This window comes from Bacillus sp. ms-22 (assembly GCF_009759805.1).
Classification (GTDB): Bacteria; Bacillota; Bacilli; order Bacillales; family Bacillaceae; genus Bacillus; species Bacillus xiamenensis.
On record NZ_CP046653.1, the window covers coordinates 3,360,759 to 3,383,554 of the forward strand.

General features: G+C 38.7%; 19 protein-coding genes and 1 riboswitch. Of the genes, 7 read left to right on the forward strand and 12 right to left on the reverse strand.

Annotated features, from left to right (window positions below):
* The first annotated feature begins 260 nt into the window (after positions 1-260).
* On the forward strand, positions 261-1,754 hold the full coding sequence (locus GPA07_RS17480; protein ID WP_157293062.1) for a peptide MFS transporter: 1,494 nt from the start codon (positions 261-263) through the stop codon (positions 1,752-1,754).
* Positions 1,755-3,757: 2,003 nt separating this feature from the next.
* Here the strand turns inward: GPA07_RS17480 and GPA07_RS17490 are convergent.
* The 8 genes from GPA07_RS17490 to GPA07_RS17525 all read right to left on the reverse strand — a co-directional run bounded on the left by GPA07_RS17490 (position 3,758) and on the right by GPA07_RS17525 (position 11,639).
* Entirely contained in the window at positions 3,758-4,486 is a 729-nt protein-coding gene (locus GPA07_RS17490) for an ATP-binding cassette domain-containing protein (RefSeq protein WP_008357620.1), read from the reverse strand.
* A gap of 57 nt (positions 4,487-4,543) precedes the next feature.
* Positions 4,544-4,792 carry a hypothetical protein gene (locus GPA07_RS17495; protein WP_008357622.1) on the reverse strand — a complete coding sequence of 83 codons (249 nt, stop codon included), beginning with the start codon at positions 4,790-4,792 and terminating at the stop codon, positions 4,544-4,546.
* A gap of 259 nt (positions 4,793-5,051) precedes the next feature.
* Positions 5,052-6,205 (reverse strand): IS3 family transposase gene (locus tag GPA07_RS17500; protein ID WP_145939419.1). Its coding sequence is split into 2 segments (ribosomal slippage): positions 5,052-5,932 and positions 5,932-6,205, totalling 1,155 coding nucleotides; the frame shifts between segments, so codons are not numbered across the junction.
* Positions 6,206-6,362: 157 nt separating this feature from the next.
* Entirely contained in the window at positions 6,363-7,796 is a 1,434-nt protein-coding gene (locus GPA07_RS17505; protein ID WP_157293063.1) for an amino acid permease, read from the reverse strand.
* 272 nt (positions 7,797-8,068) lie between these two features.
* On the reverse strand, positions 8,069-8,515 hold the full coding sequence (locus GPA07_RS17510) for a hypothetical protein (protein ID WP_157293064.1): 447 nt from the start codon (positions 8,513-8,515) through the stop codon (positions 8,069-8,071).
* Positions 8,505-9,692: an MFS transporter gene (locus tag GPA07_RS17515; protein ID WP_008357628.1), complete on the reverse strand. Its 1,188-nt coding sequence runs from the start codon at positions 9,690-9,692 to the stop codon at positions 8,505-8,507. Before GPA07_RS17515 ends, GPA07_RS17510 begins: the two co-directional genes overlap by 11 nt.
* Positions 9,689-10,318, reverse strand: a complete 630-nt coding sequence (locus GPA07_RS17520) for a dienelactone hydrolase family protein (RefSeq protein WP_157293065.1) — start codon at positions 10,316-10,318, stop codon at positions 9,689-9,691. Before GPA07_RS17520 ends, GPA07_RS17515 begins: the two co-directional genes overlap by 4 nt.
* 52 nt (positions 10,319-10,370) lie before the next feature.
* Positions 10,371-11,639 (reverse strand): cytochrome P450, encoded by a 1,269-nt coding sequence (locus GPA07_RS17525; RefSeq protein WP_034738804.1) that lies wholly within the window; start codon positions 11,637-11,639, stop codon positions 10,371-10,373.
* 262 nt (positions 11,640-11,901) lie between these two features.
* Positions 11,902-12,003, reverse strand: a riboswitch (purine riboswitch).
* Between the two features lie 328 nt (positions 12,004-12,331).
* Here GPA07_RS17525 and tcyA point away from each other — a divergent pair.
* The 3 genes from tcyA to GPA07_RS17540 are packed head-to-tail and all read left to right on the forward strand — an operon-like array spanning position 12,332 to position 14,582.
* Complete coding sequence (gene tcyA / locus GPA07_RS17530; protein WP_157293066.1) at positions 12,332-13,147, forward strand: cystine ABC transporter substrate-binding lipoprotein TcyA; 816 nt, start codon at positions 12,332-12,334, stop codon at positions 13,145-13,147.
* Positions 13,134-13,826 carry an amino acid ABC transporter permease gene (locus tag GPA07_RS17535; protein ID WP_008357636.1) on the forward strand — a complete coding sequence of 231 codons (693 nt, stop codon included), beginning with the start codon at positions 13,134-13,136 and terminating at the stop codon, positions 13,824-13,826. The genes tcyA and GPA07_RS17535 overlap by 14 nt, the downstream gene beginning before the upstream one ends.
* Before the next feature lie 12 nt (positions 13,827-13,838).
* On the forward strand, positions 13,839-14,582 hold the full coding sequence (locus tag GPA07_RS17540; protein ID WP_071168094.1) for an amino acid ABC transporter ATP-binding protein: 744 nt from the start codon (positions 13,839-13,841) through the stop codon (positions 14,580-14,582).
* A 39-nt stretch (positions 14,583-14,621) separates the two neighbouring features.
* Here the strand turns inward: GPA07_RS17540 and GPA07_RS17545 are convergent, their stop codons facing one another.
* From GPA07_RS17545 to GPA07_RS17555, 3 genes are all read right to left on the reverse strand, one after another.
* On the reverse strand, positions 14,622-14,906 hold the full coding sequence (locus GPA07_RS17545) for an AbrB/MazE/SpoVT family DNA-binding domain-containing protein (RefSeq protein WP_008357640.1): 285 nt from the start codon (positions 14,904-14,906) through the stop codon (positions 14,622-14,624).
* A gap of 108 nt (positions 14,907-15,014) precedes the next feature.
* Positions 15,015-15,575, reverse strand: coding sequence for a class D sortase (locus tag GPA07_RS17550; RefSeq protein WP_008357642.1), 561 nt, complete (start codon positions 15,573-15,575; stop codon positions 15,015-15,017).
* A 6-nt stretch (positions 15,576-15,581) separates the two neighbouring features.
* Positions 15,582-19,619 carry an isopeptide-forming domain-containing fimbrial protein gene (locus GPA07_RS17555; protein ID WP_157293067.1) on the reverse strand — a complete coding sequence of 1,346 codons (4,038 nt, stop codon included), beginning with the start codon at positions 19,617-19,619 and terminating at the stop codon, positions 15,582-15,584.
* A gap of 543 nt (positions 19,620-20,162) precedes the next feature.
* On the opposite strand from GPA07_RS17555, the gene GPA07_RS17560 reads away from it, so the two are divergent.
* Positions 20,163-20,807 carry a YczE/YyaS/YitT family protein gene (locus tag GPA07_RS17560; RefSeq protein ID WP_008357646.1) on the forward strand — a complete coding sequence of 215 codons (645 nt, stop codon included), beginning with the start codon at positions 20,163-20,165 and terminating at the stop codon, positions 20,805-20,807.
* An 85-nt stretch (positions 20,808-20,892) separates the two neighbouring features.
* Positions 20,893-21,483 (forward strand): hypothetical protein, encoded by a 591-nt coding sequence (locus tag GPA07_RS17565; protein WP_157293068.1) that lies wholly within the window; start codon positions 20,893-20,895, stop codon positions 21,481-21,483.
* Positions 21,484-21,701: 218 nt separating this feature from the next.
* Here the strand turns inward: GPA07_RS17565 and GPA07_RS18935 are convergent, their stop codons facing one another.
* Entirely contained in the window at positions 21,702-21,875 is a 174-nt protein-coding gene (locus GPA07_RS18935; RefSeq protein ID WP_232532074.1) for a hypothetical protein, read from the reverse strand.
* Between the two features lie 74 nt (positions 21,876-21,949).
* Between GPA07_RS18935 and GPA07_RS17575 the strand changes: the two genes are divergently transcribed.
* Positions 21,950-22,651 (forward strand): 4'-phosphopantetheinyl transferase family protein, encoded by a 702-nt coding sequence (locus tag GPA07_RS17575; RefSeq protein ID WP_071168098.1) that lies wholly within the window; start codon positions 21,950-21,952, stop codon positions 22,649-22,651.
* Positions 22,652-22,796: the final 145 nt, after the last annotated feature.

Sequence of the window (22,796 nt, forward strand, 5' to 3'; positions counted from 1 at the left end):
ACCCCTCCTTTTCCCACATGTTCTCTCGTCATCCTATGCATGTGAAAAAGGTTTGCTTGTACATTACTTAAAATTTTAGATAAATTCTTTCGGAATAATTTTTCGATGATTTTTATTTGATTGAATTTTTTAAATTTTTTTGAGTCTTTTCGCCTATTGAACTAACATTTTCCTGTTTTAGAATAGTTTTATATTGACACAAGAACTATACAAGAATATCATTTTTCTCATATCTCTTTTTTTAAGAAAGGATCTATGCCATGTCTACAATTGACCACGATAAAATTGTTAAAAGTGTTCCACAAAAAGGTTTTTTTGGACACCCTAAAGGACTTTACACACTGTTTTTCACTGAATTTTGGGAGCGTTTTTCTTATTATGGCATGCGTGCACTTCTCATCTATTATATGTACACAGAGGTGACAAAAGGCGGTCTTGGCTTTGACCAGACGACAGCCAATTCGATCATGTCTGTTTACGGTGCCCTTGTCTACATGTCAGGAATTATTGGCGGATGGCTCGCCGACCGGGTATTCGGTTCATCTAGTACGGTCTTTTATGGCGGGGTTTTCATTATGCTTGGTCATGTGATTTTGGCACTGCCAAGCGGAGTCACAGCACTCTTTATTAGTATGGGGCTGATTATTATTGGGACAGGTCTTCTAAAGCCGAACGTTTCAAACATTGTCGGTGACCTGTATACAAAAACGGACCCTCGCAGAGATTCTGGTTTTAGTATTTTCTACATGGGGATCAACATGGGTGGTTTTATTGCCCCATTAATTGTCGGAACACTCGGTCAAAAAGTGAATTTCCATCTTGGTTTCTCACTTGCTGCCGTTGGTATGCTTATTGGACTCATTACGTTTGTGATCACGAAAAAGCCGAATCTTGGGCTTGCCGGCACTTATGTGACAAATCCACTAACAGCTGCTGAACGCAAGAACTTCAAAATTTTCGGAACATTGATTGTGATTGTTCTCGTTGTTTTTGCTGTCATTGGCATCCAAACAGGAGCACTCACCATTAATCTATTCACTTGGTTTGTCAGTGTCCTTGGTGTCCTCATTCCGATTGTTTATTTTATTGTGATGTATTTTAGTAAAAAAACGAGCGCAGTGGAGCAATCCAGGGTACTCGCTTATATTCCATTATTCTTAGCTGCGGTCATGTTCTGGGCGATTCAAGAACAAGGCTCAAACATTTTAGCCACATATGCAGACCAACGAACCAATCTGAATTTCCTTGGAATGACACTAGCCTCTTCGTGGTTCCAATCCTTGAACCCGATCTTTATTGTGCTGCTGTCACCAGTATTTGCTTGGTTATGGGTCAGACTCGGTAAGAAACAGCCGTCTACCCCGGTTAAGTTCTCACTTGGTCTACTGTTTGCAGGGTTATCCTTCATCATCATGATCATTCCTGCATACATGTCTGGTCCAAATACACTTGTAAGCCCAATATGGCTTGTTCTAAGCTTCTTCCTTGTCGTGATCGGAGAGCTTTGCCTATCACCGGTTGGACTTTCAGCTACAACAAAACTGGCACCTGCTGCTTTCTCAGCGCAAACCATGAGCCTTTGGTTCCTTTCAAATGCGATGGCACAGGCGATCAATGCACAGGTGGTCAAACTGTTTGATAAAGTGCCAGAAACCGTCTATTTCGGGATTATTGGCCTCATCGCCATCATTTTATGTGTTGTCATGCTTCTGTTTACACCGGTGATTAAGAAAGCGATGAAAGGTGTTCATTAATAAAAAACTGGACATGAAGTACTCATGTTCAGTTTTTTATTTTATTTATTCATAATAATCCTTCATTTTTTCAGCATCTTCATTATGGAATATAATATTATGGATCCATCAGCAGTAAAAGGGAACAAATTCACAAGGTTTAATATACAAATAAATGCAAATGCATTCCAGTATATACTGATATCATAGTATAATAAGAGCCCACCACTAATCGGTAAAATAATATTAGGTGCTACTGAAATGACAAAAATATGAAGATATTTTTTATCATTTAGGTATGAAACACTAGCTCCAAATATATTAAGCTTCAGCCCTAATATCTTCTTTTGAAATTTTTTTATCAACAACAAATGAATAGCTTCATGGATTATAAGCACACTCATCAATATAAGATAAAAAAGGATAAACCCTTTTATAAATAAAATCATGTTTTCCATACTTTATTTCGTTGTTTTTTTAGACTTTATAATAGCAAATAGCGCAATAATAAAAAGAATATATCATATATATAATTAAAATTTGAGATGTAAATGAAAAATTCGTATACAATTCTTCTTTATTAATTGTCATATCAATTTTCAGCCCTAATTTTGACATATATACGCCAGTCTCATCAATAGAAAAAAGAGTCGTTATATAATCAATTAAAAAGCAACTAAATATAAAATTGTACCTAAAAATATCCACCTAGGCAGTCTCATCTAAATAACTCCTTTCCAACAAATAATATTTAACTGAGAATAGCAACAAATATACAGAGACAAAAATAAGCACACTATTTGAAATTAGGTAAAGTCCTACAGCCATTACAATACATAGTACAGAAGCAGAGAACTCATTTAAAGAACTCTTATTTTTCGGAAATATAATACTCATTATCAGCCCTGCTTCAAATAAAATGACACCATAATAGAGACTTTTTACGAAATCACCTGATAACATCAATGATGTGATTACAAGTGGGAAATTGATTATTAAATTCATAAATGTTGTAATAAAAGATTCTTTTAAAGAAGTTATCCCAAAAAAAGAATTCATTTTGCGATATGATACAGTTGTATTAAAATATCTAATAGATGAAAATGAAATAATAGGATATATGTATGCAAGTGTAGTCAATGAAATGAGGATATTTTTAGTATCAAAAAGGGATAATACAAAGACTAAAAATACTACACCTAAAAGCCTTATAGTTAATTTACTCCTAATAGTTCCGAGTATAATTAAATTTAATTTATTCATTTTCATATTAAAAGGCAATTTTAAAATATAAAATCATTAGTAGTATATATATCATTATCAATCTTGTGTGTAGATAATGGATACATAGCACAAAGAGCAATTAAAATACTTAAAATAAGCATGAACTTAACCACTAAGACATGATCAATAATCATATTAAATGTCTGAAATTTCATGTCAATTCTAAAACGAAAGAGAAATAATAAAGGAAAAGAAACAACACTAATAACCCATTATTTATATTAAAAAAATTTAACCTAACAAGTCGACTTAAAGAATAAAAAATTAAATAATAAAAACAGATACTTGCAACGAATAAAAGCTGGCAATATATCAAAATTAAAAAATTTAATCCTATACTATAGTGGAATAACCTCAACATAGGGATCATTATTGCAAAAACAATTAAAAAAGACCAATAACTTAATAATAGTTTGAAAATAACGCTACCAAACCATATACTCCCTTTTTCAAAAGGAAGGATCTTTAGCAGAAATTGCATTTTTTTTGTAAGAGAGAAGGATAGGGTTACAATTAAATAAATAACACCAGTGATAATAATGATCATATTAGTTAGACTAGAGAACAACGAGTTTCTCAGTTCATTAGAAACTTCATTCCTGTTTATAAAAATTTTATTTAATTCAGTCATATTTAAATAGAAATACATGATATAAACAGCTAAGATAAGACCTAATAACAGATATCTATTATGCCTTTTTTTGAAAATATTATTTGATAACAAATTATGACAAATCTCATTAAGCAAGACTTTTGTTACGAGAAATGAATCCATCAATTTTTTCATAGTATTTTTGTAATTCTCCATTATTTATTACGATCCCTTCAATTTCTCCAACATTCTTAATAGTGCTCAAGGTGCCTTTGCTCAGTAAATAAACATTGGCCTGTTCGTTACGCATAATAAAATCCATGTTATGTGAAATTAAGATGAATTTTCTGAGTGCAGAGTATTTTTTTATTAAATACTCTGTCAATAAATAGCTTTCATAATCGAGTCCATTAAATACTTCATCCGCCAATACATATTCAACTTCTAAAGCCAAAGCAATCCCTATTTGTAATTTCTTTTTCATACCATAAGAATAATTGCTAATTTTTTCGTCTAAAAATGATGTCAGATGATACATTTCAGTAATAAACTCAAATAATTTCTTATTTACATCCCTATATCTCCTAAAAATAAAATCAGCATATTCATTACCAGACAGATATTCAGGCAAATAAAAGTCAGATGGTATATAGAACATTTTAAGTTTTGCTTCTTTTTCCTTTCTGCTAACTGAATTAATTTTTATATCTCCTTTTTGAAAGGACGTTATATCGCATATACAATTTAGAAGTGTAGTTTTTCCTGATCCATTTACTCCAACAATGATATCGATTCCTTTAGAATCAAACGTTATACTTAAGTTATTCAGAACAGGGCTACCATTATAGTTTTTTTCTAATTCATTTATAGTAATCATTTTTATCATTCCTATTTTTGATTAATAGCGATTTTGAAGAACAGCATATATACTAATTTATTTTGCGTTACAGCCTATCCCGATATCCCAAACCTTTGGCCAATTCCACTTAACTTTACCAGAGAAACTGTAGCCTTTACTTGTACAATAAAATGCATAAGCAATACCCGAAAGTAATGCTATTAAAATAATAACCCATACTATCCATTTATTTTCAATAACGTTCTTATGTTTCTCATTTAAATAAGATCCCATTTTATATAGGCCAGACATTAATTTATTCTCAATTTTACTAATGACAAACACTTTATTCTCTCCTAACTGCTGTTCTCCAAAATACAAGATAATATTAATTTTATTATATGGAAAATTCAAGGTTGTTTTACAATTTTAAGGTTATTTTAATCTATTATTCTTAAAGATCACCCTTTCCTCGATCCATTATTTCAATAATTATTAAGTCCAATAGACTGATTGAATATGAAATTTTCCCAATTGATCACAAGAAAAAAACACCTTCAGATTGGGACTGACCCCCGTTTTTGAGACAGGGATCAAAACACCTTTACGAAACAGCCAGTTGCCGATAGTTTATCGGTGATTGGTTGTTTAGTTTCGTTTGAATACGAATGTTGTTATAATAATAAATGTATTCTTTGACAGTGCGTTCTACAATGGTGTTCGTAGTTCGATCAATCCTGTTAAGATAGAACGTTTCAGACTTTAGTGAGGAATGAAACGATTCGATGGAGGCATTATCAGCGGGCGTCCCTTTACGGGACATGCTCATGGTAATGCCTTTCTTATGAACAGCTTTCTGATACTCGTAAGATGTATACACAGAACCTTGGTCGCTATGTAACACGCAGTTCTCAGGCAGTGATGGGAGCTGATTAAGTGTGTTTAAGATAAAGTCTGTGTCCTGCTTATCACCAATATTAAAAGCAATCACTTCTCCATTATATAAATCCAATATACTGGAAAGGTACAATTGTTTCTGTCCATAAGGCAAATACGTGATGTCCGTTACTAGTTTTTCAAGAGGGCGATCAGACTGAAAGTTCCGATCCAGTATATTACCAGCCACGGCATAGGGCTGCCCATTCTTCTTACGCTTTTTCATTTTAACTCGGCACTGCCACTGGTTTTTCTGCATGATACGTTGAACAGTTTTATGGTTAATACGCATGCTCATTTTTAGTATGGCGGTGATTTTTCGATAACCATATCGATACTTGTGCTCTCGGCACAACGTGCCGACCTGTTTCTCTAGTTGTCTTTTAGAGTGATTCTGAGTCAGATCCTTTTTCCATCTATAGTACGAAGTGCGTGAGATACCTAAATGGAAACAGGTGTCCTGTATCGTCATCGTTTCGCACAATTCTTCTACCAGTTTGATTGACGTTTCCTTATCAACTTCCTTTCCAATTCGTTGTACTTTTTTAAAACTTCATTCTGTTGACTCAAATAGCGATTTTCTGCCTGAAGTCTCTCTAATTCGGAAGAGTACTCAGGACCCTTTCCATAGGTATATTGTTTTCCAACAGGCTGTTCAAACCGGTGTGTATCCCCAGCCTTATGCCACCTCACCCATGTCTGAACCTGCGTCTTATTCTTGATATTCAATTTTTGCATAATCTCTTTCATAGGTACGCCTGCCAATCTCATTTCTACAGCCTTCTGTTTGACTTCAACCGGATAACTCACTCTTGTCCCCATAGAAAAAACACCTCCATGTTTTATTTCGGATCACAACGATCCATTTTCAAACTTGAAGGTGTTTTTTATTTGTCTCATCTGATGGGGTCAGTACCATTTATATCAGAGGTGTTTTAAAATATCTCATACTCACATATTTAGTATTTCTTTTTTGATCTTAAAACCGAATCTCATCTTCTCCGTGGATTTGCAGCTTGAGCGGTTCACTTTTCGCCTGATGCTTTTTCACATAGCGGTGATAGACGACATACCCAATGATCATAAGCGGTACGCCGACATATAGCCCAATCCGCTGCTCCGCATCAAAGGCAAGGCTGATTAACACAATCGAGTTTAGCGTGATGGCAATGATCGGCAGTACCGGATAAAGAGGGGTTTTAAATTTTAAGTTTTCCAGCTTTCCGCCTGCTTTCACATATCTTCTGCGGAAAAGCAGCTGTGATAATGTAATTGTAATCCAGCCGGTCTGGGCACTCATGCCGGCGATAGACACAATCCAGGCAAAGACGGTTTTCTCTGCAAAAAAACCAGATAATAGCGAAATACCTGTAAATAGAAAGGTAAGCAGCAGCGCATTCATTGGGATGCCCCGCTGATTGACTCGTCTGAACGCCTTCCCTGCCATTCCTTCCTTCGATAAGGAGTACAGCATTCTTGTCGAAGCATACAGACCAGAGTTAGCCACAGATAATAAAGCAATGATAATGACAAAGTTCATGATATCTGCCGCATAAGGAATGCCCGTTCTCTCAAATACGGTCACAAATGGACTTTGCAGCACACTGGCTTCCTTCCAAGGCACCATACCCGCTAAGACGAAAATAGATAAAACGAAAAAGACAAGTGTACGCCAAACCGTCTGATGAATTGAGCGAGGAACAGTTTTTTCAGGATTTTCACTTTCTCCTGCGGCAATCCCGATCAGTTCTGTCCCTTGAAACGAAAAATTCACCGTAATCATCGTGACCACAACAGCGAGCAATCCATTTGGAAACAGCCCATCACTCACAAAATGACTGAAATAAGGGGCCGGTTCTCCGCTTGTCGTCTGAATGAAACCAAACATCGCTGCGCCGCCTACGCCAATAAAGAGTAAAATGGCGACAATTTTAATAGTAGAAAAGAAAAACTCCGACTCCCCAAATGCTTTCGCTGACCTCGCATTTAATAAGAAAAGACACAGCCCAAAGATGAAACACCAAATCGACACATCCACTTGTGGAAGCCAGCGTCTCATCAGCTGCCCTGCTGATAAAAATTCCAGCGCCACAGTGGCTGCCCAGCCAAGCCAATAAATCCAGCCAACAGCAAAGCCTGCGGCAGGACTGACAAATTTGGTCGCATACGTATGAAACGACCCCGACACAGGAAGTGCGACAGACAGCTCCCCAAGACACAGCATGGTTAAATACATAATCAATCCGCCCACAATATAGGAAAGAACAGCTCCAACCGGACCCGCTTGTCCAATTGTATAGCCTGTTCCAAGGAAAAAGCCTGTCCCAATGACACCGCCAAGTGAAATCATAAATAAATGACGGGAGGTCATCGCCCTTTTCAATTGTTCGGGCTGATTTTGTCCAACATCCACAATGATGCCCTCCTTCTTCTAAGATGTTCTGTTATCAAAACATGTCTCCATGTGATTATTCCATTTTCAAAACAACCTACTAATTATACATCTTTTATAATAAATATGCTTCCTTCTAACGTCACTGTCACAAAGTCTTTATTTTAGTAATGTTCGCACAACTCAAAGAAGATCCTCACCTTGAAAGTGATATTTCTGCTCCATGAATACCTAAATATAAAAACCAGTGTGCGTCTGTTGAAGACTTTCACACTGGTCTGTAGTTTATTTTTCTATTCATCTGTTTTGCAGAAGCCCTCTGACAAGAAGGAAATGGAGAATATCATAGAAGTGTCTTTTTCTTTCGTGTACCTGTCATAGCAATGATAAACAAAGCCATTTTGATTTTTTTCAACTTTCATCCCTGACCCTCGATCATGATAACCAGGCATTCTTTCCTCTTCCCAGATATTGAATAAATTCATAGTACCTCCAACACAAGTAACCATGTGTTCATCATTTTCTGTATTCTCCCAAAATATCAAAGTAGAGACTTTGTCGCCCCCTACAATAAAACCATTTTCTGATAAAAGAACAATTCCCTGTCTACGTGAAGACGCTGTATGATGGATTTTAACTTGTATCGACTGCTCATTTGAAAAATGAACCACATCCGTTTTCATCACTTGATCTAATTGGCCATCTACCTCTTGGAACTCCTTCTCTTTTTTAATTCGCATGCATTTGTCGCTCCTCATTACTTTTTTTATGATCATTGTGATTTTTCAAAGTTACTTTCAACAAATAAATCAAAAGAAAACATGGCAGACAAATAATAGCCATTCCTAAGAATGCATAGGAAGGAGATATAGAAAATAAGTACCCGCTCACTATGGTTAACAGACCGTTACCAAGACTTAATCCTAAAGCTGCGTACAGCCCGTGAGCATATGGGAAAAATTGATTTTTTATATGCCTATCTAGGTATTTCATAAAGGCCACTTGAGTAAGGCCAAACGTAAAGGCATGAAGTAGTTGAGACAGGATGAAAATGAAAACATTCCCGAAAAGGAAGAGCGACATCCATCTTACAATTGATGCCGTTACACTAAACATCAATAAAGTGGTCACTGAACCTTTTTTAAACAACGAATCCGAAATAAAAAAGAAGACAATTTCTGCAATGACCGCTATTAACAAAAGAAATCCTATATATTCTGGCCGTACCCCTAAATTGCCTAAAAAAAGCACAGCGTAACTGTAATATGCAGCATGCGCAGACTGTAAGATGACACAAAGAAGCAGAACAAACACAAAGGACTTTGACTGAAATAGTTTTTTTATGCTCATTCCCGCTGGGTCATTTTTTTCTCGCAAGGTACTAGGAGCTCGTAAAGAAGCCAATAAGGCAAATAACAGCAGCCCCCCAATCATCACATAAATAATGACTCTTTCTCCCAATATGGAGATCATAATCCCCATAAGTAGCAATGCCACAATGTATCCAAAAGAGCCAAAGGATCTGCTGCGCCCATAAGCAATCTCTCCTTTCTTCATCAGTCTAGAGGCCATCGCTTCATGCATAGCTAAAGGCATTGGATAGAGAAGACTAATGAAGAACGTGGTCACAATGACCGCTAAAAAGCTATTTGCCGGTATAAGAAGAACAAAGAGGAGCACCGATAAAAAAACCACCCATTGATTTAAACGAGCCAAGCCCATATACTGACTTGCCAAAGGAAATAGAAAAAAGGTGGTCATCGCTCGGGTCAGTAATCCAATCGCAATAATTATGCCGGCTTGATCAGGTGAAAAGTTCTTATCTGCAACAAGCCAAATCGACCAATAGGGAACAAATATACCAAATGTGAAAAAGAATCCAAAAAACTGCATAGACATCCATTTGTTAGCATTCATACTCTCTCTGCCGATCTGACTTTATTCAATTGTACTTTTATGAACTCACTCATGTGTTGAAAACAGCGATCTTTAGAGGGAGCTTTAAAAGCCTCTGAATATGGGTTGGCGAATCCATGTCTTCCCTCTACCATCATCACATGAACTCCTTTCTTTTTCTCCAAAACACTTACAATTTCCCTAGGTTTAAAAGCATTTTCAATGGTCGGAAAAAACAACAACGTTTCACATTTAGGCGAAATCGTCATATAATCTCTTATCCTGGAACCATAGAACCCGATGACTCCAGTAAATAAACCATCATATCGACTACATAGCCAAGCGACTGTTGCTCCCACACTGAAACCTAATGCAAAAAGACTGACACTCTTATCTTTCGCTTTTAATTCTCTTGCTAAATGAAGGACTTTGTCGACTGATCGGTCAAAACCTACTTCTTTCATAAAATAGCGATACGCATCGCCTTCACTATCACGACCAAATGGTTTGATTTGACCTAATAGCTCAGGACAATAGACTTCAAAACCAGCCCTTTCAAAATGTTTGATCGTAGTCTCCATGTGATCATTTATGCCATAAATCTCATGTATCAAGATGATGACGGGTTTTTGATGTAATGTTTGCAAATGTCCATCATTCCCTTCTTAAGAGTGCAAAACAAGAAGACTTTCCCCACTCTTAATTCCTCTTCACCTTTACTTCCATGTGTAAAATACCTGTAAATGTAGGGTTAGAAGTCCATTCTGGATTTTCAAGATCATATAAAGGCTGTATATCAGGACAACGTGAAATGACTTCTTTTAATATTTCCATAATTTCCGCACGAGCAAATGCTGCTGCGATACATGTGTGATACCCCCCGCCAAAGGCCATATGACGAAACCCCTTTCTTGTGATATCCATTTTGTCAGGATGTTCGAAAACTCTTTCATCTCTTCCAGCAGATGCCAAGAAAAAGTAAACAGAATCGTTCTTCCTAATTTGCTTACCATGCAACTCAATATCTGAGGATGCATGTCTGACAATATATTGGATGGGGCCTTCTAACCTCATTGTTTCATCTAAAACTTTAGGTAATAATGACATATCCTTTTTCAACATTTTGAGGATCTCTGGATTCTTAAATAACAAATGCAGCGAGTTACTGAGAACAAACTGCGGAATTTTATGCCCACCAAAAATGAGATGCATCGTCTGGGCAATTAATTGATCATCTGTTAACTCACCATTAACACCCGGTGTCTCAGAAATAAGCCGACTTAACAAATCATTCTTCTTCTCTTTTCTTCTCTCAGCTATAGCATTTGATAAATACGCATAAATCTCTTTCACACTTCCTCTGACTTGTTCGCTTATTTCTTTACTAGGTACATGAGATACAACAAAGTTTTGCATAAAAAGAGCAATATCATCAGACCATTTGATAAACTTATCTACTTCTGTTCCTGGAATACCAAGCATTTTACAAAGAACCATCGCTGGGATAGGATGTGCGATTTCTTCTACGAAATCAAATGATTCTGTGTGGCTCTCAAGAACACGGTCAATAATTGTAGCAACAATTTTTTTAATTTCAGGAGTGATCAGTTCAATTTCATTTACTAAAAACGCACGATTCATATACCCCCTTAGCTCTGTATGGTCAGGACGGTCATGATAAACCATCCATGTTTTAATGATGTCAATGATATCTTTAAAGTGCTGATCTTCACCTTTTTCTAGGTTATTCATCTTTAAAGGAATAACTTGACTAGAAATAAACCGATCACCTGGAAGGTTTGTGGTCATGTCAGCATGCCTTGTGATGAACCAAGACTTCATCTCTTCATTCCAACACACAGGGGCTTCATTTCTTAATTGCTTATAAATGTCATATCGCCGTTCAAAATATTCATTACTATACAAACTCAACTGTTCCACACTCTGTTCTGTCTTCAATTTCAACATCATCCCTTCTGTTTTCACATACAAAATTTTCGATTCATTTTTGAGATTGGTGGAAATATGACAACTTTCTCTTCACATCAGTCTGGGGCATATAAAAAAACCAAGATAAAAAGAACCTGCCACCATCGCTGAATAGCGTGAGAAGTTCTACCTGATCTTGGTCTTAAAGAATGTATGATTGAAACGATTCACAGAGGCTTTTAGTTAGAGGAATCTAACAATATAAAATGTTATAGTTCCTGTCATTTTTCCTATAAGTAAGATTAAGTAGCAATCTTCTCGTAGTCTAATTCTTTACGGGAATTAGGTAGAGACTCTCAGACCATATTTCTGAAGGTATACGAGTATTGCTGCCTACATCAAATTCGAATCGAATGTAAAAAAATACAATAAAATACTTTATTTTTACATTTTTATCATAGCATATTTGACTCTAAAATGGTTCAAAAAATGATTACATTTTTCAAATATCTTGACGATCATTTCGCTATTTGCTCGATTTTAGTTTGATCTCTCTTTTAATTCGGGTATATGGATAGCGGCATTAGTTGGCCTATTTCTTACTAGAAGGCTGTAACAGCAGGCATAAAGTTGGTGAGATTCGCTCAAGCTAGTTTCAAATGCTTTACTTTTAGGTTGCTTCTCTGTAAGATCATATGTTGTAAATACCAACAAGAAAAGTGGGGAATAAAATGAAAAAGATGTTGTTTGCCATTATTTTAGGCGCTTGTGTTGCATTGATCACAGCATGTGGATCAGCTGCAAATGACAACGCTAATAAACAATCTGAGTCTAAGGAATCAGGTGACCTTTGGAAATCTATAAAGGATAAAGGCGTCTTAACAATAGGGACAGAAGGTACTTATGCTCCTTTCACATTCCATGACAAAAAGACAGATAAATTAACTGGCTATGATGTTGAGGTTATCACAGAAGTAGCTAAACGCCTTGATTTAAAACCAGAATTCAAAGAAACTCAATGGGACAGCATGTTTGCTGGTCTGAATTCTAAACGTTTTGACGTGATAGCAAACCAAGTTGGTAAAACTGGACGTGAAAATCAATATGATTTCTCTGATAAATACACAACGTCTCAAGCCATTGTTGTGACAAAATCGGATAACAACGACATCAAGAAACTTTCTGATGTGAAAGGCAAAAAAGCAGCACAATCATTAACAAGTAACTACAATAAACTTGCAACAGATGCTGGTGCGAAGATTGAAGGCGTCGAAGGTCTTGCACAATCCATTCAATTGATTCAGCAAGGACGTGCTGATCTGACATTCAATGACAAGCTGGCTGTCTTGAATTACTTGAAAACAAGCGGGAACAAAAACCTAAAAGTTGCATTTGAAACAGGAGATCCTCAAGAAACTTATTTTGCCTTCAGAAAGGGCAGCGGCAAAGTCGTTGACAAAGTGAATGGCGCACTTAAAGAAATGAAGAAAGACGGTACACTTGCGAAGATTTCTAAGAAATGGTTTGGTGAAGATGTTACAAAGTAATACCCTAGGAGTCGTCATTCCTTGGGATCTTCTTCAGCAATCTTTTTGGCCAATGGTGATGCAGGGAATTTATTATACAATTCCCTTAGCCATCATTGCCTTTATCATTGGTCTTTTTATCGCACTTGTGACAGCACTTGCTAGAATGTCTAAAATCAAAGCGCTCAGATGGATTTTTTCCATTTATGTGTCGGCTGTTCGTGGAACGCCGCTTTTTGTGCAATTGTTTATTATTTTCTATTTCTTTCCGACCTTTAATATCACACTTGATCCATATCCAAGTGCCATTATCGCTTTTTCATTAAACGTAGGTGCGTATGCGTCGGAAATCATCCGGGCATCCGTCCTTTCTGTTCCAAAAGGGCAATGGGAAGCGGGTTATTCGATCGGGATGACCCATCGCAAAACGCTCGTCCGTGTGATTTTACCGCAGGCAGTGCGTGTATCCATTCCGCCGCTGTCTAATTCATTTATTAGCTTAGTGAAGGACACATCCCTTGCCTCCCAAATCCTCGTGGCAGAGATGTTCCGTAAATCACAGGAAATAGCTGCGGCAAACTTGGATCAAATCTTATTTATTTATATGGAAGCCGCCCTGATCTATTGGGTATTCTGCTTCATTCTATCGCTCGTGCAGCACCGCATTGAAAAACGACTCGATCGATATGTCGCAAGGTAAGGAGGGAACGACATGCTAACAGTCAAAGGCTTAAACAAATCCTTTGGTGAAAATGAGATTTTAAAGTCAATAGATTTTACGATCAACAAAGGGCAGGTTGTGGCCATCCTTGGTCCATCAGGTTCAGGAAAAACAACGATGCTTCGCTGTTTAAATGCACTTGAAATACCAAATGGCGGCTCCTTTACCTTCGATGATTTCTCGATTGATTTTTCTAAAAAAAATAAACAAGCTGATTTGCTCAAGCTTCGCCGGAAGTCAGGCATGGTGTTTCAAGATTATCATCTGTTCCCGCATCGCACTGTTCTTGAGAATGTGATGGAAGGTCCAGTCCAAGTCCAGCGCCGTCCGAAAGAAGCGGTGCGAAAAGAAGCGATTCAGCTCCTGCAAAAGGTAGGACTTGAGGATAAAAAAGATTTGTATCCCTTCCAGCTGTCAGGCGGTCAAAAGCAGCGTGTCGGCATTGCCCGTGCACTTGCCATTCAGCCAGAGCTTATGCTTTTTGATGAACCAACCTCTGCACTTGATCCTGAGCTTGTCGGTGAGGTCTTAAAGGTCATGAAGGATCTGGCCAAAGAAGGCTGGACGATGGCGGTGGTCACACATGAAATCAAGTTTGCCCAAGAAGTGGCGGACGAAGTGATTTTTATTGATGGAGGCGTGATCGTCGAACAAGGTCCTCCTGAAGAAATCTTCAAACGGCCAAAGGAAGAACGAACAAAGCAATTTTTAAACCGGATTTTGAATCCAGTATGATGAAAAAGGCTGTTCTCAATTGATGAGAACAGCCTTTTTTTATATCTCTTTTTGCAGGCGAAGCGCCAATAAGTCTTGAAGGAGCAGTCTCGCTCCCTCTGGGCTGACAACTACTCCGCCTGACAGCGCCTTATTGGAACAGGTGACTTGCCCTGTGACGATACAAGGCTTATCCTGCCAATAAGGTTTTATCACAATGCGACCTTCTTCTTGATAGATTTCTATAAAGTCTTGCGGTCGAATTTTTAATCGTTTTCTAACATCTGTCGGAAGGACAACTCTCCCGAATTTATCTATATGCCTTACATAGTCTTCATTTATCAAATTGACCCCCTCCTGCATCTATAGATACTATATGGACGATCACCTCCTTATCGGGCGATCTGCTCGATGGCATGAAAATGAAGGAGCCGCCGCAGGCTGGATCAGTGACTACACACGCTTTCCATATATAATATATCTGTTTGGTGCAGGCCCAATAAAAGAAAAAGGATAACATGTCGTGAGGACAAGTTCTTCTTTTTCATGCTGCAGTGTCACAATACTTGTATCGTCTTTTTTAACAACTTTTGTTTTCTCTATTTCATAAACAAATCGACCGTATGAAAGCTCAATGACAAGCTGATCCCCCTTCACAAGCTCTCCTGTTCGTCTAAATACGGTATCACGATGTCCAGATAACACAATTTGTCCTTGCTCATTAGGGAAATAGCTCTTCTGATAATGTCCAACACCTTTTGCCAAATCATCTGCTGCTGTTCCTTCAACGATCGGCAGCTCAGCCTTTAGTTTTGGAATGTGCAAAAGCCCAATGGTTTCACCAGCCTGCGGCGCAAAAGATGAATCCTTTTGCACCTGATGCTGAACGACTGCTTGAGCAGACTGAAACGATGTCTCTATTTCCCTCTGTCCACCTATCATACCTATATACCCGCCAATCAACAAACAAAAGCCCGCTGTGATCAATACAGTAGAAATGATTTTTTGAAACATGGCGGATTATCCGTTTCTTTTTCTTCTATTCCACACCATTAGAGATGCACCAATGAGAACTAGAGCAAATCCTGCAAGCAGAAGATTGTACATGACGGTTGCAGTATTCGGCAGTGGATGACCGGGTGTTTCAGTGTGAGGCTCAGATGGCTGATCTGGTACAGTCGGCACCTCTGGTTCATGAGGAGGTTCAACTGTTGTCGTGTTTTCTGGTTGATCTGGTTCGTCTACATTCTCGCCCTTCACATCTGCGATATTCGTGATTGTCTGACCTTCAGCACCTTTGACAACCTTTGCCTCGAACGTCACAGTATGCCAATCGGTATCTTTAATATCGCCAAATTGTCCCGTCACCTTACCTTTTGTATAGTCTCCTTTGTCATCATCTTTAGCATCGCTCACTGTTTGTCCATCTACTTTGAGTGAACCTGTGACATATGCAAGACCTTCTGGCAGCTGATCTGAGATCACTAGATCTTTGATGACACTATCCTCTACACTGTTTTTTGTTTTAATGGTGTAAAGAAGGGTGTCGCCTACTTGCACTTGTTTTTTATCTGTGTTGCCTTCTGCTTTTTGATAAATCTCGGATGTTTTTTCTGATTCAAGTTTTGGATCTCTTGGATCAATTTTTGTTTCCGTTGTCGGCTCATCTGGTGGCGTGTTTTCGCCTATTACTTTCGCTGTGTTTTGAATGCTTTTACCTGATTGGCCTTTAGCAACCTTCGCTTCAAAAGTAACCGTATGCCAGTCTGTGTCTTTGATATCACCAAATTGACCGGTCACCGTACCTTTTGTGTAGTCTCCGTTGTCGTCATCCTTTGCATCTGTCACTGCTTGTCCATCTACTTTTAATGAACCTTTGACATATGCAAGTCCTTCTGGAAGTTCATCTGAAATGACTAAATCTTTGATGACACTGTCTTCTACACTGTTTTTTGTTTTGATCGTGTAAAGAAGGGTGTCGCCTACTTGTACTTGTTTTTCATCTTTATTGCCTTCTGCTTTTTGAGAGATCTCAGATGTTTTTTCTGATTCAAGCTTTGGATCTCTTGGATCAATTTTCGTTTCTGTTGTCGGTTCGTCTGGCGGGGTATTATCGCCTGTGACTTTGGCAGTGTTTTGAATGGTTTTACCTGCTTGGCCTTTGGTAATTTTCGCTTCAAACGTTACTGTATGCCAATCAGTATCTTTGATCTGACCAAATTGTCCTGTCACCGTACCTTTTGTGTAGTCTCCGTTGTCGTCATCCTTTGCATCTGTCACCGCTTGTCCGTCTACTTTGAGAGAGCCTGAAACATACGCAAGTCCTTCTGGAAGTTCATCTGAAATCACTAGATTTTCAATGAAGCTATCTTCTTCAAGATTCTTTGTTTTAATCGTATAAAGAAGGGTATCTCCTACCTGTGGTTGCTTTTCATCTGTGTTGCCTTCTGCTTTTTTCTGAATAACGGACGTTTTTTCAGACTCTAGTTTTGGATCACGAGGATAAATTTCTGTCTTCGTGGTTGGTTCATCTGGCGGCGTGTTTTCACCAGTTACTTCGGCAGTATTTTGAATGTTTTGACCAGCTTGTCCCTTTTCAACTGTCACTTCAAACGTCACGGTATGCCAGTCTGTATCCTTGATATCACCGAAATAACCTGTGACCGTTCCATCTGTATAGTCACCGTTATCATTGTCTTTCTCATCTGTGACTGCATTCCCGTCGATTTGAAGTGATCCAGTGACGTACTTTAGCCCTTTTGGTAATTGATCTGAGATTACTAGATTTTCAATGAGACTGTCTTCTATCGTGTTCTTTGTTTGAATTGTATAGAGAAGGGTATCTCCTACTTCTGGATGCTTCTCATCTGTATTGCCCTCTGCTTTTTTCTGCAAGACCGCTGACTTTTCAGATTCAAGCTTTGGGTCACGAGGATAGATTTCTGTATTCGTTGTCGGCTCATCTGGTGGTGTGTTGCCGCCTGTGACGCTGGCTGTATTTTGAATGTCTTTGCCCGATTGACCTTTTTCAACTGTCACTTCAAACGTCACGGTATGCCAATCTGTATCTTTTATGTCACCAAATTGAGCTGAAATGGTTCCGTCTGTGAAGTCTCCATTGTCGTCATCTTTTGCGTCTGTGACTGCCTCTCCATCCACTTGAAGTGAATCCGGCACATACGATAATCCTTCTGGCAGTTCATCTGAGATCACTAAGTTTTCAACGAGACTGTCTTCTATCGTATTCTTTGTTTGAATTGTATAGAGAAGGGTATCTCCTACTTCTGGGTGTTTCTCATCTGTATTGCCCTCTGCTTTTTTTTGCAAGACCGCTGTTTTTTCTGAAGCTAGTTTTGGGTCACGAGGATAGATTTCTATATTCGTTGTCGGTTTGTCTGGTGGTGTGTTACCGCTTGTAACGTTGGCCGTATTTTGAATGTCTTTGCCTGCTTGGCCTTTTTCAACCGTTACTTCAAACGTCACACGATGCCATTTCGCATCTTTCACCTCACCGAACTTTCCAGTAATGACTCCATCTGTCATATCGCCATTATCGTCATCTACTGCATCGGTTACTGGGTTCCCATCTAGCTGAAGTGAATTTGGAACATATGCTAATCCTTGAGGCAACTTGTCAGAAATCACGAGGTCTTCAATCACACTGTCTTCAACAGTGTTACGTGCTTGAATGGTATACAGTAACGTATCCCCTACCTCTGGGTGCTTCTCATCTGTATTACCTTCTGCTTTTTTCTGTAAGACTGCTGATTTTTCTGATTCAAGCTTGGGATCACGAGGATAAATTTCTATGTTTGTTGTTGGTTTATCTGGCGGTGTATTTTCCCCTTTGACATTGGCCGTATTTTGAATGTCTTTACCCGCTTGACCTGTTCCTACTTTCGCTTCAAATGTTAATGTGTGCCAAGCGGTATTTTTCACATCGCCTATTTGACCTGTCACGGTGCCGTTTGTATAGTCACCTTTGTCTTGGTCTTTTGCATCTGTCACGCTTACGTCATCTACCTTAAGGCTACCTGGAACATAGATTAAGCTGCTCGGAAGGTTATCTGAAATGACTAAGTTTTTAACAATACCATATTGAACCGTACTTCTTGCTTTAATTGTATAGAGTAATGTATCTCCCACTTCCGGGTGCTTCTCATCTGTGTTACCCTCTGCTTTTTTCTGTAAGACAACAGATTTTTCTGATTCAAGCTCTGGAGGATACGGATCAAATTCTGGCTTCACCCGTGAAGCTAAATCGTATGATAATGAATCACCAGCCGTGCCCATATAAGTCGTGCTTAATGTTTTTGCATCAAGTGTATACAGAGTAGAATGGCCAATAGATGCATTTAATCCTGACTGCAACAGCATTTGCCCATTTGGCAAAAAGCTGATTCCTCGAACGCCTCCATCAATGCTTTTACCATCCGCACTTTTAATTGGGATCACACGAATGACTTCAGCCGTATCTGGATTCATTTGTGCAATGGCTCCACTACCATTGGATGCGAACCAAAGATAGCCGTCCTTATCAACTACAAGGTCCCCGCCAACACCAGAGCCGATTTCATAGCCAACAATTTTTTTAGACGTTTTTTGCCCAGTTGTTAGATCATATGTTCCAAGGAAGTACTCTCCACCTGAAGAATAAGAGTGTATATATTTTCCATTGTGCACAACTGCATTAGACGCTGCTCCAGCTAAAGCACCTACTTCTTGTGCTTGTCCAGAAGTTGCATTTATTTTATAAAGAACAGGAGTTCCGCTTACTGATGTCGTTGCATACACAACGTTCTCTTGATCATTGACGGCAACACCGTTCACTAAAGTCGAATTGATTCCTTTCACTTGAACACTAGCCTTTACGTTAGTTGGGTTATTCCCATCGAGCTGATAAAGAATTAATGGGCTACTTCCAATCATATAGGAATCTGTGTTGTTCACTACAACCGTTCCTGCAGCCTTTGAGATAGGTGGTGAGACCGTTAATAGATTTCCAACAATCAGCACCAATATAAGAAATAATTGACTCGTTCTTTTTAATATATTCATTCTTTGACCTCCCTTTTTTCTTGGTTCATCGAGTAAAGGTATGTACCAGCTCACCTCCTATACTTTGGTAAAGAATATCAGTAACATTTCAGAAGCCTCAACATGACCAAAAGACTATTTTCGACAAAAATAGCCCTTTAGACATATACAACTTTCGACATTTGATCCATCTGTGTTTTTTCCAATAAAACAAGTTTTTTATCGTCTTTCAAATATTTTATCTATCAATCCGAACAGGCCTAATGTCGCAATTTACATACAATCTATTCTCTTTTTCTTGATCATTCTTTTATTGGATAATGGTTGTTTTTTTGTCAATTTGTAATGCATTTTTTTCTTATTCTTATAAAAAAAGTTAATAATTGGTTCACTTTGCTAAAAAAAACAATCCAAAAGTCTTGCTCCAAAATTTGATGTTTTCTGCTCTTTTTATGGAAAAAATTCTTTTTATCGAGTAAGCGATTACAATTGGGCAAAGCCATTTAAAGGGATGTGTGAGTATGTTACGATGGAAATCGAGTGTTTAAGAAAGAAGGGAATGCTTTGAAGCGGGAACATCTTTTACGTTGGTTTTTTTATTTTGTTGGATTGATCGTACTTGCTTTTGGACTATCGCTGACAGTGAAAGGAAAGATTCTTGGGATTGGTCCTTGGGACGCTTTCCATTATGGGCTGTTTCAGCACTTTGGTTTAACCATTGGACAATGGTCCATTCTGATTGGTGCACTGATTGTGACACTGACCTCTGTTTTTACGAAATCATGGCCAAAGGTCGGCGCTTTACTGAACATGGTGCTGATTGGTGTGTTTATTGATTTCTTTAACGCGGTATTACCTGCACCACATGGGTATTTACCTGCTTTATATGTGTTTATGACGGGTGTTGTTGTGTCTGGATATGGTGTTGGTATTTATGTCTCAGCCAATCTTGGCGCCGGGCCAAGAGATTCATTAATGCTGCTCATCTCCGCAAAAACAGGGTTGAACGTACAGTGGGTTCGAAATGGAATTGAGTTAACCGTGCTTGTATTTGCATGGATGCTCGGCGGACCGATCGGTATTGGAACGATTCTGACCGCCATCTTTACAGGACTCGTCCTCCGTTTCTCCTTGCCGCAATCGACACGGCTCTTGCAGCTGCTCATTACAAAAACGGCAGAGAAACCCGTTCAAACCCTTATCCGATAAGAACAAGTCATTCTTCTAAAAGAATGGCTTTTCTTGTGCTAAACTAAATAAACAAATAATTCTTACAATTGGAGTTGATCCTAGGATGCAGCTTTTTCACTATCATTACTGGACACCCTTTGTTGAAGAGACGGAGAAGGCATACACTTCATTAGGCTTTGACGTAAAAAGTCGTTTCACAAAGGAAGGTTCCTTTCATCCTCCGCTGACATGGGATGATTTTAGAGAAAAGAACCCAGTTTTTCGTATCGTTGAAATGAGAAAGGGACAGATCAATGTCACATTTGGGTATAGCAAAAAAGTGATTTTTGATCACATTGGCTTTCTTGTAACTGACGATGAATATCACCAGCTACTAATACAGGCGAAAGAGCAGCATTGGGGAATTCAAACAGGGGAACGAAGAACGTTTCTTTCAACACCGATTCGGTTAAGAATTGAATTGCAGCGACGGACAGATGTAATTGAAACGGGAGAGGAAGCACTTAGCGGGATGACAATCGCAGTGCCTGATTTGACTCATACACCTAACGTCGATCAGCTGCTGGACGGTTTGATACAGCCCATCCACTGGGAAAAGGGAGAACGCCTCTCCTTACTGAAAGTGATGATAAAGGATGCAAATTGTAAGAATACCATCGATCCGAACGGTGTTCACGTCCTTAAACAAACATAAAAAAAGCAGCGGAATATGCTGCTTTGCCGATTGGGATCCAAATCAACGTCACATGATCTTGAGAAAGTATATCTCTACCAACGAGATACGTTTCCATTCCCCCAGCATGTTCATATCCTGAGGCGGGAAACCATTCAGTGAACATGCGTGTTCATGTTGAATGAACTGTGTGTTCGACAGGTCCATTTGCTTGAAAAACATTTCTTCAGCTGTAAGCTTTAACCGTCTTTTTCGAATGTATTCTGTACGGGAATTCCCGTTAGCAAATGAAACAGCCGCTGATCATGGCATGTCGACATACAGACGGCCTCCGCCACTTCTTCAATCAGTACAGGCTGATCGAGCCTCTCTTCCATATACTGAATACTGTCCATGATTGTTTGTGCTTTCATTGAACAGGATGCCTGTTTCTCTTTTGCAGAGGTTCCTCCAATGGTACAATAAATGTAAAAAATTGAGGTCCGTTATGGAGATTTTCGCTATCCAATTACAACATTTAGATGAAATCAACGCACGAAAACAAATAGATCAGCTCAAACCCTTTGTGTCATCTGAAAAACGCGCGGCCGCTGAGCGCTTTCGTTTTTTGATAGATGCAAGAAGAACGCTGTTAGGTGAGGTACTGATTCGTCAAATCATTCATGAAATGTACGATCTGCCTATGAAACAGATCACTTTTGAAACGGAAGAAAACGGCAAGCCAGTTGTCCGGCACATTCCTTCTTTTCATTTTAATCTTTCTCACTCTGGCGATTGGGTGGTTTGTGCAGTAGATGATGCGCCTGTTGGTATAGATATTGAAGAGATCAAGCCCATTGATTTAGCCATTGCCAAACGGTTTTTTTCAGCTGATGAATATCAGGATTTACTCTCGCAGCCGGCAGAGCGCCAGGAAGCTTATTTCTTTCATCTTTGGTCAATGAAGGAAGCCTTTATTAAGCTGACTGGAAAGGGATTATCCTATGGTCTTTCGTCCTTTACAGCCCGTCTGTCAGAGGATGGACAGGCTTCTTTGACCTTGCCTGATCATGAAGCTCCTTGTGTGGTTCAAACGTACTCGCTCGACCCTGCCTACCAAATGGCTGTATGTACAAGAAAGCCCGCTGCAGCTGAGAGCGTCGAGATACTCACTTGCAAGGAAATACTGGCCCGCCTTCATAACGTGTGATTTGCTCTTCTTTCTCATGCTAAAGTGGCAAAGGTCAGGATCTTTAACAATCTTTCTGCTTTTATTACAATCGCCGCTGGGGTGCTCATCGATTGATAGGATTCATTGGTACTGTGTTGGTCATAGGCTTGAATATGGTGAGAAA